Annotated in this window: 15 protein-coding genes; 8 read left to right on the top strand and 7 right to left on the bottom strand. The window is 74.5% G+C overall.

Translation table 11 applies throughout. From position 1 onward, the window contains the following. The first annotated feature begins 533 nt into the window (after positions 1-533). The gene (locus OC439_RS24600; RefSeq protein ID WP_262015506.1) at positions 534-1079 is read left to right on the top strand and encodes a GNAT family N-acetyltransferase; all 546 of its coding nucleotides are present in this window, start codon (positions 534-536) and stop codon (positions 1077-1079) included. A 10-nt stretch (positions 1080-1089) separates the two neighbouring features. Here OC439_RS24600 and OC439_RS24605 read toward each other — a convergent pair whose 3' ends face one another. Beyond that, on the bottom strand, positions 1090-2535 hold the full coding sequence (locus OC439_RS24605; protein WP_262015507.1) for a M20/M25/M40 family metallo-hydrolase: 1446 nt from the start codon (positions 2533-2535) through the stop codon (positions 1090-1092). 100 nt (positions 2536-2635) lie between these two features. Between OC439_RS24605 and OC439_RS24610 the strand changes: the two genes are divergently transcribed. Next, a complete protein-coding gene (locus OC439_RS24610) occupies positions 2636-3934 on the top strand; it encodes an NAD(P)/FAD-dependent oxidoreductase (RefSeq protein WP_262015508.1) in 1299 nt (432 codons plus the stop codon). A 27-nt stretch (positions 3935-3961) separates the two neighbouring features. Here the strand turns inward: OC439_RS24610 and OC439_RS24615 are convergent, their stop codons facing one another. The 3 genes from OC439_RS24615 to OC439_RS24625 all read right to left on the bottom strand — a co-directional run bounded on the left by OC439_RS24615 (position 3962) and on the right by OC439_RS24625 (position 6996). Then, entirely contained in the window at positions 3962-5125 is a 1164-nt protein-coding gene (locus tag OC439_RS24615) for an AI-2E family transporter (protein ID WP_262015509.1), read from the bottom strand. 39 nt (positions 5126-5164) lie between these two features. Beyond that, the gene (locus tag OC439_RS24620) at positions 5165-5953 is read right to left on the bottom strand and encodes a spermidine synthase (RefSeq protein ID WP_262015510.1); all 789 of its coding nucleotides are present in this window, start codon (positions 5951-5953) and stop codon (positions 5165-5167) included. A 71-nt stretch (positions 5954-6024) separates the two neighbouring features. After that, a complete protein-coding gene (locus OC439_RS24625; protein ID WP_262015511.1) occupies positions 6025-6996 on the bottom strand; it encodes a DUF2267 domain-containing protein in 972 nt (323 codons plus the stop codon). Between the two features lie 184 nt (positions 6997-7180). On the opposite strand from OC439_RS24625, the gene OC439_RS24630 reads away from it, so the two are divergent. Beyond that, positions 7181-7495 carry a hypothetical protein gene (locus tag OC439_RS24630; protein ID WP_262015512.1) on the top strand — a complete coding sequence of 105 codons (315 nt, stop codon included), beginning with the start codon at positions 7181-7183 and terminating at the stop codon, positions 7493-7495. 94 nt (positions 7496-7589) lie between these two features. On the opposite strand, the gene OC439_RS24635 is transcribed toward OC439_RS24630, so the two are convergent. Both OC439_RS24635 and OC439_RS24640 read right to left on the bottom strand, forming a co-directional pair. Continuing rightward, complete coding sequence (locus OC439_RS24635; RefSeq protein ID WP_262015513.1) at positions 7590-7937, bottom strand: STAS domain-containing protein; 348 nt, start codon at positions 7935-7937, stop codon at positions 7590-7592. Between the two features lie 43 nt (positions 7938-7980). Further along, positions 7981-8325, bottom strand: coding sequence for an STAS domain-containing protein (locus tag OC439_RS24640; protein ID WP_194801685.1), 345 nt, complete (start codon positions 8323-8325; stop codon positions 7981-7983). Positions 8326-8580: 255 nt separating this feature from the next. On the opposite strand from OC439_RS24640, the gene OC439_RS24645 reads away from it, so the two are divergent. From OC439_RS24645 to OC439_RS24665, 5 genes are all read left to right on the top strand, one after another. After that, complete coding sequence (locus OC439_RS24645; protein ID WP_262015514.1) at positions 8581-10341, top strand: PP2C family protein-serine/threonine phosphatase; 1761 nt, start codon at positions 8581-8583, stop codon at positions 10339-10341. Beyond that, on the top strand, positions 10338-11384 hold the full coding sequence (locus tag OC439_RS24650) for a B12-binding domain-containing protein (protein WP_262015515.1): 1047 nt from the start codon (positions 10338-10340) through the stop codon (positions 11382-11384). The genes OC439_RS24645 and OC439_RS24650 overlap by 4 nt, the downstream gene beginning before the upstream one ends. Before the next feature lie 76 nt (positions 11385-11460). Continuing rightward, a complete protein-coding gene (locus tag OC439_RS24655) occupies positions 11461-11808 on the top strand; it encodes an STAS domain-containing protein (protein WP_262015516.1) in 348 nt (115 codons plus the stop codon). Between the two features lie 72 nt (positions 11809-11880). Continuing rightward, complete coding sequence (locus OC439_RS24660; protein ID WP_262015517.1) at positions 11881-12327, top strand: response regulator; 447 nt, start codon at positions 11881-11883, stop codon at positions 12325-12327. A 118-nt stretch (positions 12328-12445) separates the two neighbouring features. Then, a complete protein-coding gene (locus OC439_RS24665) occupies positions 12446-12931 on the top strand; it encodes an ATPase (RefSeq protein WP_135239867.1) in 486 nt (161 codons plus the stop codon). A 10-nt stretch (positions 12932-12941) separates the two neighbouring features. Here OC439_RS24665 and OC439_RS24670 read toward each other — a convergent pair whose 3' ends face one another. Continuing rightward, entirely contained in the window at positions 12942-13775 is an 834-nt protein-coding gene (locus OC439_RS24670) for a hypothetical protein (protein ID WP_410054954.1), read from the bottom strand. Positions 13776-14062: the final 287 nt, after the last annotated feature.

Consider the following 14062-nt stretch of genomic DNA (forward strand, 5'->3'; position numbering starts at 1 on the left):
GACGACCGGGCCGGGCCGATTCCCCGACCGGCCGTGGGTGCCGGGCGGGCCGATGCCCGGCGCTCGACCTGGTGCCTGGGCGGTCAGCCATGTACAACGCCCCGCGCCCGCCACCGATTCCACGCTGACGATGGCACCGACCACAGCCACGCCCCCGCCCCGAACCGGACACAGCTTACCAAACCCGTCACGTCGTCGCCCGGGCGGACCGCATCACCGCGCGATCTTGCAGCTTGGTCCCCGCTGAAACCATGCAAAGCGGGCATCTCGCGGGCATCAAGTGCAAGATCGCGTGAGTGTCCGATGCCGGCTGCGGGGCTGGGGAGCGTTCCTTCCGCGCAATGAGATCGGCAGGCCACATGATGGGAGCCGGGAGAGATCTTGGTACGAAAGGGCCCTCATAGGGGCCGTTTCCTACCAAGATCTGCGAAGGGCTTGGGATGGGCGGTGGGAGAGGGAGAGGGAGAGGGAGAGGGAGAGGGAGAGGGCACCCCGGGTGGGGTGGGGTGGACGCGGTGGCGCAGAGTGGCGCTGTGCGATATCTGCGCAGTGACGGACGCGTCGCCATCCGCCGTCCCCGTCCGGCCGACGAGGCGGAGTTCGTCGCCGCCGCCCGGCGCAGCCGCGACCTGCACCATCCGTGGCTGTCCGCACCCGATGACGCGCAGCGGTACGCGGCGTACCTGCGCAAGATCCGGGCGCGGGACAGCTCCGGGTTCCTGTTCTGCGACCGGGCCACCGGGCAGATCGCCGGATACGCGAACATCAGCGGCATCGTGCTCGGCGCGCTGCGCGGCGGTTACCTCGGATACGCGGCGTTCCGCCCGTACGCGGGCACCGGGCACGCCTCGGCCGGGGTGCGGCTGGTGATCGAGTACGCGTTCGGGCCGCTCGGACTGCATCGGCTGGAGGCGAACATCCAGCCCGGCAACGAGCCGTCGAAGCGGCTGGCGCGCCGGCTCGGCTTCCGGCTGGAGGGGTTCTCGCCGGACTACCTGTTCATCGACGGCGCGTGGCGCGACCACGAACGCTGGGCGATCACCGCCCCGGACGGGGTGGACCGGACGCCGGGGCGGTGACCGACCGGCCTCAGCTACCGGGCTTCGGGAACGCGACCGGGCTGCGGTGCCCGTCCCGGTCCACCGCCCGCACGCCGAAGAAGACGTTGTCCTTGGACAGGTCGATCGTCACCTCGGTGACGTCGCCGACCGGCAGCACCTTCTGCCACTGGTCGGCCGTGGTCTCCCGCCACACCACCTCGTACCCGGCCAGGTCCGGCTCGGGGCCGCGCTGCCACCGCAGCGTGGTGTCGTTGGTCAGGTTCGTGGTCACCACCGTGGCGCCCTTGGGTGTACCCGGCGCCTGGGCCAGTGACCACAGCGTCGCGGCGTTCACCCGCGCCACCCGGGTGATGTAGCCGAAGTCGCAGAACTCGGGCAGGTCGCCGTACTGCACCCCGTCGACGACGCGCACGTCCTGGTGCTGGTGGGCGAAGTCCTCGTTGGGCTCGGTGAACCGCCCGGCGGGCCACCCCTCGCGCAGGAACGAGATGTGGTCGCTGCCGCGCAGGTAGCGGTCCCGCCGGTAGATGACGCGCACGTCCATGCCGGTGGCGGAGTTCTCGGCCACGTCGGTGACGAACCGGGCGAGCTGCCGTGACGGCGAGTCGTTCTCGCCGCCGACGGACTGCCGGACGCTCGCCTCGGCCGGGGTCTCGGCGGTCGGCACGCCCTCGGCGAACAACCGCACGGTACGCGGGTCGCGGGTGCCGTCGTCGGCGGTGCTGGAGCCGACGATGTCGTTGCTGAACATGGCCTGGACGTCGGCACCGGCCGCCTTCAGCTGCGACGCCAGGTACGCCGAGCCGTACAGGCCCTGCTCCTCGGCGGCGACGGCGGCGAGCACGATGGTGGCCTCGGTGCGGCGGGTCGACAGCACCCGGGCCAGTTCCATCACCACCGCCACGCCGGAGGCGTCGTCGTCGGCGCCGGGCGCGTCGCTGACCGCGTCCATCACGTCGGTGGCCCGGGAGTCGTAGTGGCCGGTGATGACGTACACCCGCTCGGGCGTGACGTCGCCGCGCACTGTCGCCACCACGTTGGTGATGGTGGTCGGGACGGGGATGCGGGAGGCGGGCTGCTGCACGTACGACTGCAGTTCGACGCTCATCCGGCCGCCGGACGCGGCCGCGTACCCGGAGAGCTGGGCGTGGATCCAGTCGCGGGCGGCGCCGATGCCGCGTACCGGATCGGTCTGGCTGGACAGGGTGTGGCGGGTGCCGAACGCGGCGAGCCGGCGCACGACGGCCTCGATCCGGCGGCTGTCGATCTCGCGCAGCAGCGCGGTCAGCTCGCGGTCGGGCCGCTGCGGCCGGGCCGGACGGCCCGGCCCCGGGGGCGCGCCGGTCGCGGCGGCGGCCGGGGCGGCGGCGAGCGGGGTGGCGACGGCGGCGGCGGTGGCCGCGGCGGAGGCGGTGAGGAACGTACGCCGGCTGGACCTCGTGGGCCGACCCTCGGCGGTCTCGTGGTTTCCCATCCCGGCATCCTCGCGCCGATCACGAGGAATGTCCATATAGCCCCCGATGGATGGATCATGGGCACGTTTGTCGCAGGTCTGCCCGGGAACGGCAGCAGGCATGACGAAACCACGGGTGGTGATCGTGGGGGCCGGGTTCGCCGGGTACCACGCGGCCAAGACGTTGCGCCGGCTGGCCCGCGACCGGGCCGAGATCGTCCTGCTGAACACGACCGACTACTTCCTCTACCTGCCGCTGCTGCCCGAGGTGGCGGCCGGTGTGGTGGAGCCGACCCGGATCGCGGTGCCGCTCGCCGGCACGCTCGACGGCGTCCGCGTGGTGGTCGGCGAGGCCGACCGGGTCGACCTGCAGAACCGGTGGGTCGGCTACCGCTCGATCGAGGGCGAACACGGGCAGCTCGCGTACGACCGGCTGGTGCTCAGCGTCGGCAGCGTCAACAAGCTGCTGCCGATCCCCGGCGTGACCGAGTACGCCCACGGCTTCCGCGGCCTGCCCGAGGCGCTGTTCCTGCACGACCACGTGGTCCGGCAGGTCGAGCTGGCCGAGCTGACCGAGGACCCGGCCGAGCAGCGGGCCCGCTCCACGTTCGTCGTGGTCGGCGCCGGCTACACCGGCACCGAGGTGGCCGCGCACGGGCAGCTGTTCACCGACCGGCTGATGGCCCAGCGCCCGCACCTGAACGTCCGGCCGCGCTGGATGCTGCTGGACGTGGCGCCCCGGGTGCTGCCCGAACTGGACCGGCGGATGTCGGTCACCGCCGACCGGGTGCTGCGCAAGCGCGGCGTGGACGTGCGGATGGGCACGTCGGTCGCCGAGGCCACCCCGGACGGGGTGATGCTCACCGACGGCGAGTACGTCCCGACGTGCAGCCTCGTCTGGTGCGTCGGCGTACGCCCCGACCCGTTCGTGGCCGAACTGGGCCTGCGCACCGAGAAGGGCCGGCTCGTGGTCGACGAGTTCCTCAACGTCCCCGGCTACCCGGAGGTGTTCGCCTGCGGCGACGCCGCCGCCGTGCCCGACCCGACCCGCCCGGGTCAGGTGTGCGCGATGACCGCGCAGCACGCCCAGCGGCAGGGCAAGCTGGCCGCGCACAACATCGCCGCCTCGTACGGGCAGGGTGTGCGCAAGTCGTACAAGCACCACGACCTGGGCTGGGTGGTGGACCTGGGCGGCAAGGACGCGGCGGCGAATCCGCTGAAGGTGCCGCTGGCCGGGCTGCCCGCCAAGGCCGTCACGCGCGGCTACCACCTGCTCGCCATGCCGGGTAACCGTCCTCGGGTCGCGGCGGACTGGGCGCTGGACGCGACGCTGCCCCGGCCCGCCGTGCAGCTCGGCCTGGTCCCGGCCAACGCGGTGCCGCTGGAGAGCGAGTCCCCGGAGCTGGCCCGCCGCCGCTGAGCGCCGCACGCACCCGCCGGCCGGCCCTCACCCGCCGGCCGGCGGCCGTTCCGGCGCTCCCGGGCCGGCCTCCGGCCGATCCGGCGCGATCGCACCGACGGCCGGGCCCGTGTCGGGCGGACCCGCCGGTTCCGCCCGTTCGCCGTCGGCGGGCTGCGGCAGGGCCTGCCGTCCGGCCGGCGCGAACTCGCGCAGCAGCACCTGCACGATGCCGGCCGCCGGGATCGCCAGCAGCGCCCCCACCAGCCCGGCCAGCTCGACCGACAGTATCACGCTGACCAGCACCGTCAACGGGTTCAATCGCACCGCGCGGCCCATGATGACCGGTTGCAGCAGGTGGTTCTCCACCTGCTGGTAGACCACGAAGAAGACAAGCACCACGAGGCCGGCGGTGGGGGAGTGCAGGAACGCCGCGCCGGCCGCGGCGAGCGCGCCGAGCGTGGCGCCGACGAGCGGGATCAGGTCGAACACGGCGACCGTCAGCGCGATCACCGCGGCGAACGGCACACCGAGCAGGAACAGCACGACGAACGTCAGACCGCCGCAGATCACGCTGATCAGCAGGTTGCCGCTCAGGTAGCCGGTGACGATCCGGGACGAGTCACGCCCGATGCGCCGCAACCGCGCCGCCGCGCCGTCGCCGGTGAGCCGCAGCGTGGCGGCCACGATCTTCGGCGCCTCCAGGACCATCAGGTACGCCAGCACCACCACGGTGACCAGCGCGGCGACCGCCTGGGCCACGCTGCGGACCACCCCGACGGTCGGGTCGCCGAGCCGGGCGCCGTACCGGCGCAGCTGCCCGGGTTCGGCGTACCGGAGCAGGTGGAAGCGGTCCAGCAGCCGCCCGAGCGGCCCCTGCCCGGCCTGCGCCTCGCGTACGAGGTCCGGCGCCCGGTCGGCGAACCGGCCCACCTCGTCCACCAGCGGCACCACGATCAGCGCGCCGACGGCGGCGAACAGCGCGAACGCGGCCAGGAACACCAGCAGCGTGGCGAGCGCGCGCCGGTGTACCCGGCGTTCGAGACGGTCCACGAGCGGTTTGAGGGCGACCGCGAAGAACACCGCCACCAGCCCCCACACCAGCACCCGCCGGGTGGCCCAGACCAGCGCCAGCCCGACCCCGGTGGCGAGGACCAGACCGATCACGATCAGCGTCCGGCGCGCGATGGACCGATCGTCGGCGGCGCTCATCCGGCGCGGCTACCCGCGCTGCGGGTACGAAAACCCGGCTCAGCCCAGGTCGGCGTCGGTGACCGGGTGGGCGCCCGCGGCGAACGCGTCGAGCGTCGCGCCGTGCAGCACCGTTCCGGGCACCGGGTCGGCGGCGACGCGGGTGGCGAGCCGGATCACCGGGATCCGGCCCGCCGTGGGCGTGGCGGCGAGCACCACGTTGCCGTAGCGGCGTCCGCGCAGCATCCGCCGGTCGGCGACCAGGCAGACGTCGGCGAACACGGTACGCAGCGTGGCCACCTGTGACCGGGTGTGCGCCAGCGGCGGCAGATCGGTGAGGTTGATCAGGTAGAGGCCGTCCGGGCGCAGCACCCGGGCCACCTGCGCGGCGAACTCGACCGCCGCCACCTGCGGCGGCATCCGGGCCGCCCGGTACACGTCGGCCACCACCACGTCGTACGCCCCGGACGGCTCCTCGGCGACCGCCTCCCGGGCGTCGCCGAGCGCGACCACCACCTCCGGCGGCAGCCGCGGCAGCTTCCGCCGGACCAACTCGACCACCCCCGGATCGCGCTCGATCACCCGCTGCGCCGAACCGGGCCGGGTGCTCGCGAGCCAGCGCGGCAGCGTGAGCGCGCCGCCGCCGAGGTGCAGGGCGGTCAGCGCCGTGCCGCGCGGTGCGGCGAGGTCGATCGCGGCGGCGATCCGCCGCACGTACTCGAAGTGCAGGTACCGGGCGTCGGCCACGTCCACGTACGACTGCTCGACCCCGTCGGCCAGCAGCGTGCGCCCGGACGGGCGGGCCGGGTCCACCACGATCTCCAGGGTCTCGGTGTCGTCGTGATCCACGGCGGGACACGGTACCGCGCGGTCGCGGGCGGCCCCGGCCCGCGTGGGACCGGGGCCGCTCCGCCGCCGGGTCAGCCGGCCGCCATCCCGGCGCCGGCCTCGTCGACCGCCGCGTCCACCCGGTGCGCGAGGTCCACGTCCGCCGCCGTCACGCCGTCGACCTGCTGGGTCCGAACCGTCAGCACGGCGTTGTCCGGGTCCGGACGCCCGATCTGCGGCGACCGTCCGACGTCGGACTTGAGCCGGTCCAGCCGGTCGAGGACCCGGTCCAGGTTGCCGCCGGGCAGCTCGATCGTGCGCACGAGCGAGCGCCTGTCGCTGGACCAGTAGGGCAGCGTCGCGAGCGCGTCGCGCAGCTCCGCCTCGGTCAGCGGCGCGGTGGCCGAGGACGCGCCCACCAGGCCGCCGCCGAAGTCGGTCGGCCCGAGCAGGTCACGCAACTCGTCGGGTACGCGCAGCGACTCGACCAGTTCCGCGTCGGCCTCGGCGAGCGCGGCGAGCGTCGCCTCGGCCTGGTAGCGGGCCTGCTCCGGGGTGAGGCGGCTGTACCGGCCGACCTCGGCCAGGAAGCCGGGCAGGTCGGTGCGGCGTTCCATGCCGTACACCGGCACCACGTCGTGCAGGGTCAGCGGCACCGCCTCCAGCAGCCGCTCCCGTGCCGCCTCGTCCAGTGCCTGGGCCAGGGCCAGCACGGTGCCCTCCGCCGCGACCTTGGCCGTGGTGAAGTCCACCCCGGCGCGCCGGCTCACGTCGTCGACGAGATCCCGGTAAGCCATCGAGACCCCGGGTGACGGCGTCGGGTCCGGCAGCGGGCGCTGCTGCTCCGCGACGGCGACCGGCGGCGGCGCGGGACCACCCCGGGTGGTGTCCGGCTTGTGCCGTCCGGCCGGCGGCGGGCCGGACCGGTCGTGCTGGTCCAGCGAGGTGACCTGCTTGGACGCGCTCAGGCTGGCGCCGGTCTGGCTCGGCCGCAGCCCTCGTTCGCGGGCCTCGCGGGCCAGGGCCCGGCGGCGCTGGTTGTCGCCCTCCATCTGCTTGCGCATCGTCGCACCTCGTTCCTGGGTCGGTTGCGCTTGCGCCGACCGCGTTCCCGGCGCTGGCGGGAAGGTAACGGCGGACCGCCGGGGCGGACGCTTCACTCGCTGCGGGTGAGGAGCGCTCACCCCGGCGGGCGGCAGGCTCGGACGGACCGGACAACTTCCGACGCACGCGGAAGGGCAGGTCGACATGAAACGGATCGTGGAGATCGTCCCCGCCCGTCCCGGCTGGTACGCCCGTTGGCGCATCGGCCCGGACGACACCCGCTCCTACCCGGTGACCCTGTGGGCGCTGCTGGAACACCACGACGGCAGCGGACGCGAGGTGGTCGGTGTCGACTGTGTCGGGCAGTGGCCCGGCGCGGACGACGACGACATGAGTGGGGACTTCGTCCGTTATCTGTTCCAGACGCCTGATTCCGGCGTGCCCGAGGACGTCGAGCCTCCGCTCGCGGGGCAGTCGCGCGACGAGACGCGGCACCGGCAGGCCGAGCCCGCCGCCTGAGCCATCCTCCCGGCCCCCGGCCCCTGGTCCCAGGGTCGGGGGCCACCCCTGTCCGCCCGTCGCTCAGCCGCTCGACGGGTCGAACCGGGCAGGGTCAGCCGACCTCGCGGACGCCGCCGGTCAGGTCGCGCGGCGGGGCGGCCAGCAGTTCGGCCAGGCCGGTGCGGTCCAGCAGGTGCCTGATCTGCGGGTTCAGGTTGAACAGGCGGATCGCCCCGGTGCCGGCCCGGTGGATCACCACGAGCGCGCTCAGGCCGGAGGAGTCGCAGAGGTTCACCCCGGCGAAGTCGATTTCCAGCTCCTGGTGACCGTCGCGGCGCAGGTCGGCCACGGCGTCGACGAGTTCCGGCGCGGTGTCGAAGTCCAGCTCTCCGGCCAGCCGCACCCGGGCGGAACCGGCGTCGAGCCGGTCCACCTCGATGGTCAACATCTGGGAGGGCACGTTCCCATGTTCCCAGCCGGGCCCGGCCGGGAAACCCCCGGGGTCACGCGGACGCGGCCGAACCCGGCGCGGCGAGGCCCGGCGCGTCGTCGACCGGCGAGCGGTCGAGCAGACCGGTGACGCCGGTCAGGTCGAGGATGGTCTCCAGGAACCGGGGGACCGACCGCAGCTCGATGGTGGTGCCCGCGTGCTGGCCCTCCCGCCAGGCGTGCACGATCACGGACAGGCCGGTGCTGTCCATGAACTGCAGGTCGCCGAAGTCGAACACGAGCGTCACCGGACGCGCGGCGAGCAGCCGGTCGATCTCGGCGCGCAGCGGGGTCGCCGTGGCGTACGCCAGGTCACCGCCGACGACCACCACCGGAACGGCCGGGTCGGAACGATCCACGGAGATGCTCAGCGGGCTCGCCTCGGGCCTTCTCCGTTGAGGAACCACGTCACGCCTTTCCGCGGGGCTGCCGGCCGGGACCGGGATGACAGGATCGTAACAACAGCGGCATCACCTCGCTGGACGCGCGAGCGGGCCTGGCAGCGCCGTGGGGTGGCGGTCCCGGCATACCGGCGTAGGGTGGGCGGGGAGACGTGACCACAGGCGCCGGGTCCGGCGCCCCCGGGTGTCGACGAGGAGAGTGGGGCTCAGCTGGTGACTGCTGCCGACGTCAGGGGTGCCGACCCGGGCGACGGACGGATCTCCACGCCGAGCGCCGCAAGGGCTCCGGCGTGGTCCGCCGCCGCGCCCGCGCCGTCCGCTTTGCCGCCGCTGGCCGCCGACCGCGACCTCACCGTCCCGAACTGGTCCGAGGTGGTCGAGCACTTCCGTGAGGGCCTGGTCGTCTGCGACGCCGACGGTGTCGTCCAGCACGTGAGCCCGGTCGCGGAGCGCCTGATCCCCGAGGTGACGCCCGGCGAGCTGCTGGCCGCCGCCGGTCCGGCCCCGCTGCGTGGCGACGGGCCGGCCGAGTTCACCCACCACGGGCGGCGGCTGCGCGTACGCCCGGTCGCACTGTCCCACCGCCGGCGCTGCTGGTACGTCGACGACGTCACCGAGATCGTCAGCCGGGCCGACGCGCTGCTGGCCGAGCGGGCCCGCTCGGCGTTCCTCGCCGTGGTCGGCGAGAAGCTCGGCAACCCGCTGCACCCGGACCGGGCCGCCGCCGCGGTGGTGCGCCTGGCCGTGCCCACGGCGGCCGACGTGGCGGTCCTGGTCCTCGCCCCCCGCTCCGGCCGGGCCCGCTGGTGGCGGGCGGTACGCGCCGACGACCGGCCGCCGGTGGTGGACAGCGGGGTGCTGCCCGCCACGGCGCTTCCCGCGGCGATCGAGGCCGGCCTGGCCGGCACCGAGCCGCACGAGCTGGACTGGCTGGTCGAGCAGGCCGCCGACGCGGGTTGGCTGCCCGGCCTGGACACCTCCGGCGCCACCGCGCGGGTGGTGCCGCTGCCCGGCCGGGAGGCGCCCGCGGGCGCGCTGCTGGTGGCCCGGCGCGCCGACCGCTGGTACGACGAGGCCGACGTGGACCTGGTCCGCGCGTTCGCGGCCCGGGCCGGTGCGGCGCTGACCACCGCCATGCTCTACCGCGACCAGGCCGAGGTCGCCGACACGTTGCAGGCCAGCCTGCTGCCGGTCGAGCCGGCCGCCGCGACGGGCGTGCAGTGGGGCACCGCGTACCGGCCGGCGCAGGCCGGGCTGCGCATCGGCGGTGACTTCTACGGCTCGCACCGGCTCGCCGACGGCGGCTCGGTCTTCTTCCTCGGTGACGTGTCCGGCAAGGGCGTGGAGGCGGCCGTGTTCACCGGCCAGCTGCGCCAGTGCCTGCAGGCGCTGCACCGGGTCGAGACGCAGCCGGGGCGGCTGCTGAAGCTGCTCAACGACGCGTTGCTGGAGACCACGCAGGCGCACGGGCAGGGGCGGTTCGCCACCCTGGTGCTCGGCGTGGCCCGGCCGCACCGCGACGGCGGCCTGACGCTGACCCTGGCCGGCGGCGGGCACCTGCCGCCGCTGGTGCTGCGGGAGTCCGGCGAGGTCGAGGTGGTGCCGCTGCGCGGCATGCTGATCGGCGTGGTGCCCGATCCCCGCATCGGCGAGGTGACCGTGCACCTGGCGCCGGGGGAGACCTGCCTGTTCTACAGCGACGGGGTGACCGAGGCGCGCGGCGGCCGGCGCGGCGACGAGCAGTTCGGCCCCGAGCGGCTGCTCCACGCGGTGACCGGCTGCCACCGGATGCCCGCGCCGGCGCTCGCCGAGCGGGTCGAGCAGGTGACCTGCGACTGGCTCGCGCACGGCGACCACGACGACATCGCGGTGCTGGCGCTGCGCGCCACCGGGCCGGCCGGGCGGGTGCCGCGGCACCTGCACGCGGTGCCGGACCCGGCCGTGACCGAACCGACGAGGGAGTTGTCCGCGTGACCGTGCCGACCGTCGAGGCCGACCCGGGCCAGGCCTTCCCCCGCTACCTGGAGTGCCTGGCCGACGCCGACGAGTCCGCCGCCGTGGCGGTGGCCCGGGGGCTGCTGGAAGCGGGTGTGCCGGCCGAGCGGGTGCTGCTGGACCTGGTCGCACCGGCCCAGGCCGAGGTGGGTGAACGCTGGGCCCGCAACGAGTGGAGCGTCGCCCAGGAGCACGCCGCCACCCACATCAGCGAGCGGGTGGTGGCGGCGGTGGCCGCGTACGCCGATCCCCGCCCGACCCGCGGGCGGATCGTGATGGCCTGCATGGACGGCGAGTGGCACGCGCTGCCGGCCCGGCTGGTGGCCGAGGTGCTGCGGCTGCGCGGCTGGCAGGTGGTCTTCCTCGGCGCCAGCGTCCCGGCCGCGCATCTGGTGTCCTACCTGCACCGCTACGACGCGGAGGCGGTGGCGCTGGCCTGCGCGCTGCCGATGCGGCTGCCGCACGCGCACCGGATGGTGGAGGCGTGCCGCCGCTCCGACGTGCCGGTGGTGGTCGGTGGCCGGGGCTTCGGCGACGACGGCCGCTGGGCCCGCGTCCTCGGCGTGCCGTGGGCGCCCGACGCGCCGGCCGCGGCGGACCTGGTGGCCGACGAGCGGGTGTTGCGCGAGACGCCGCCCGCGCGGCTGGACCACCTGGCCGACGACGAGTACGCCAGCCTGGTCAAGCGGCGCGGCGAGCTGATCGACAGCGCCCTGGCCGATCTGCGGGAGCGGGTGCCGTCGACCGCGGACTACACGCCCACGCAGCTCGACTCCACGATCAGCGACCTCGGCTACATCGTGGACTTCCTGGCCGCCGCGCTCTACGTGGACGACGCGACGCTGTTCACCGCGTTCGTCGAGTGGCTGGTGGAGATCCTGGTCAGCCGCGGGGTGCCGGCGGGCGCGGTCGGGCTGACGCTGGAGCACTATGGACAGCAGCTGCGCGACTTCCCGCGCGCGGCCGCCTTCCTCGACCGGGGGAGGGTCCTGGTGGGCGGGTTGTCGGCGGCGGGCCGCTGAGGGGCGGCGGGGCGGCCGTCGCATATACTTGCACCACTGCAAGGATTCGCCTGCGGTGGGAGCGAGAGGGGCCACGGTGACGTTCACCGTCACGTACGCCCAGCGGGACGGGGGCGGCGCCCACCTCCGGCTGGCCGGCGAGCTCGACCTCGGCACGGCCGGAGAGCTGAACTCGGCGATCGACCGGCTGATCGCCGAGGGGCACCGTGAGCTGCTGCTCGATCTCACCGACCTGACGTTCTGCGACTCCACCGGCATCGCGGCGTTCGTCCGGGGGGACAACATCGTCGCCGCCGACGGCGGCTGGCTGCGGCTCACCGGGGCGACCGGGCGGGTCGCCCGGGTGCTCCAGGTGACCGGGCTGGCCGAGGTGCTCCACCACGACCGCGACACCGTCGACCCGACCGCGCCGGCCGCCTCCTGATCCGATACATTTCCCCGCCAGCAGCCGGCCGTGCGGCCGGGACGCCCTCCTCACCGAGAAACAGGTAACCCCATGGGTCAGACCAGTCCCAGCCCCGTTCGCATCCTGGTGGTGGACGACGACCCGGGTGACGTCCTGATGATCGAGGAAGCGCTCGCCGACTCCGACGTCGACAAGGTCATCGACGTGGTCGCCGACGGCCAGGAGGCGATGGAGTTCCTCCGCCGCGAGGGCCGGCACACCGAGGCGCAGCGCCCGGACGTGATCCTGCTCGACCTGAACATGCCCCGGATGGACGGGCGGCAGGTGCTCGGCGAGGTCAAGGGTGACGAGAGCCTGCGGACCATCCCGATCGTCGTGCTCACCACCTCCAACGCCGACACCGACGTGGTCAGCAGCTACACGCTGCAGGCCAACGCGTACGTGACGAAGCCGATCGACCTGGACGCCTTCAACGACGTGGTGCGCCGGATCGACGAGTTCTTCGGACGGGTGGTCGTGCTCCCGAAGCACCAGTAGGGGCGGGAAGTCCGGGCCTCCGCATCCTGCACATTTTGTGGGAACGGCCACGCCCGGGAGCGCCCGGACCGCAGGATCGGCTGGTGGGGACGCACACCGGCTGCCTGGGGGGCGACGCATGAGGTTCTCGGTGGTGGAGACCGGCTACGACAGGCGTCAGGTGGACGCCTGCCTGGACGAGCTGAGCCTGCGGCTCGGGCGGCTGGCGGCGCGTGCGGAGGGCGCCGCCGGGGCCGGCCGGGAGTGGGACCAGATCCGGTCGGACGCCCTGCACCTGTGTGACTTCCTGCATCGCCGTACCGCCCCGGTCGAGGGCGGCACGTCCCGCCCGCCGGCGGCCGAACGCGAGGCCGCCGAGCTGCTGGCGCAGGCCCGCGCCGAACTGGAGGCCGCCCGCGAGGAGGCCCGCCGGTTGCGGGAGGAGGCGTACGCCGAGGCCGTGCGGGCCCGCCGCGAGTTCGAGGCGGCCCTGCTGGCCCGCCGGCGCCGGGAGTCCCGGGTCGACGAGATCCTGGCCGGCGCGCGGGGCGATCGGGTGGCGGTCGACACCCCCACCGCCGCGGCGGGCGTGCGCCCCGGTGGCGGCGGGCGCAGCGCCGCCTGACCCGCGCCGGTCAGACCAGCGCCGCCACCACGGTCGTGGCGCGCTTCTCGTGCCGGGCGTACGCGTCGGGGTAGGCGGACACCTGCACCGCCTGGGCCGCGGCGGTGACGCTCATGTCCGCCCAGCCGGGTACCTCGCGCAGCGCGGCGTAGAAAGCCCGGGCCGCGTACGCGGGCCGCATGAGCTGGGCGACGGTGCCCCAGCCGCTGCTGGGCCGCTGCTGGAACAGCCCGACCGAGTCGTGGTCGGAGCCGCTGCCCTGGTGCGGATGGTCGAACGACTCGGGCAGCACGTCGCTGGCCAGGTTGTAGAGGTCGCTCTCCTGCATGGCGGTGGCGACGGCGACGACCATGGCCCGGCGGGGCATCTTCATCTCCCGCCCCACGTCGACGATGGCCTTGGCGTTGTCCATCTGCCGCTGGTCCAGGCCGGCGACCGGCCGGGGGCGCTTGGGCGGCGCAGGCTTGCGCGGCGGCTTCTTCGTCGCCGGGGTGGCGCTGGGCGTGGGGGCGGGCGGCGGCAGGGCCGCGGCGGCGGGCGGCGCGATCCGGGTGAAGTCGCGGGAGGCGCGCTGGTCGGCGGCGGCCCGGTCGGCGACGGCCTCGCGTACGTCCAGGTGTGCCGGGCCGGTCTCGCCGACGCCTGCCACGCCGATCAGGCCGAGGCAGCAGGTGACGCCGGTGGCAACAGCGATCCGGCCGGGTACGGTCCGGGCCGGGCCGCGTCGCGGCGGTTCCGGGGCGCGGTGACGCCCCACTCTCCGTTCGGCTGATGCCGGGTCAATCGTTCGGCGAACCGGGCGGTTGGCGGGCAGCGGCTGATGATCGGAGTCGTCGGGATGCACCCGCCGAGGCTAGAAAGCTTCCGGGCCTTTGCCATCGGGGTGATTGGTGGCATGCGCCACAATCTGCCGGATTCGCGGGCCGCATTAGGGGTGCTGGATCATGAAGGCCGCTAACGTCGCGTACCCGAAAGAATGCCTATGTCGGTTTCGACGGCGCGAAACGGACGTCAGGCCGAGCCGGTGGTGGCGTACCCCCGGCTCCTCCGTTCGACGGAGGGTGCCCTGGTCGGACGGCTTGCGCGCGGCGGCGGTCCACCGACCCGCCGGGATCGACGCCTCGCGATCGG

It is taken from the genome of Micromonospora sp. Mcm103, assembly GCF_024519755.1.
Lineage (GTDB): Bacteria > Actinomycetota > Actinomycetes > Mycobacteriales > Micromonosporaceae > Micromonospora > Micromonospora aurantiaca.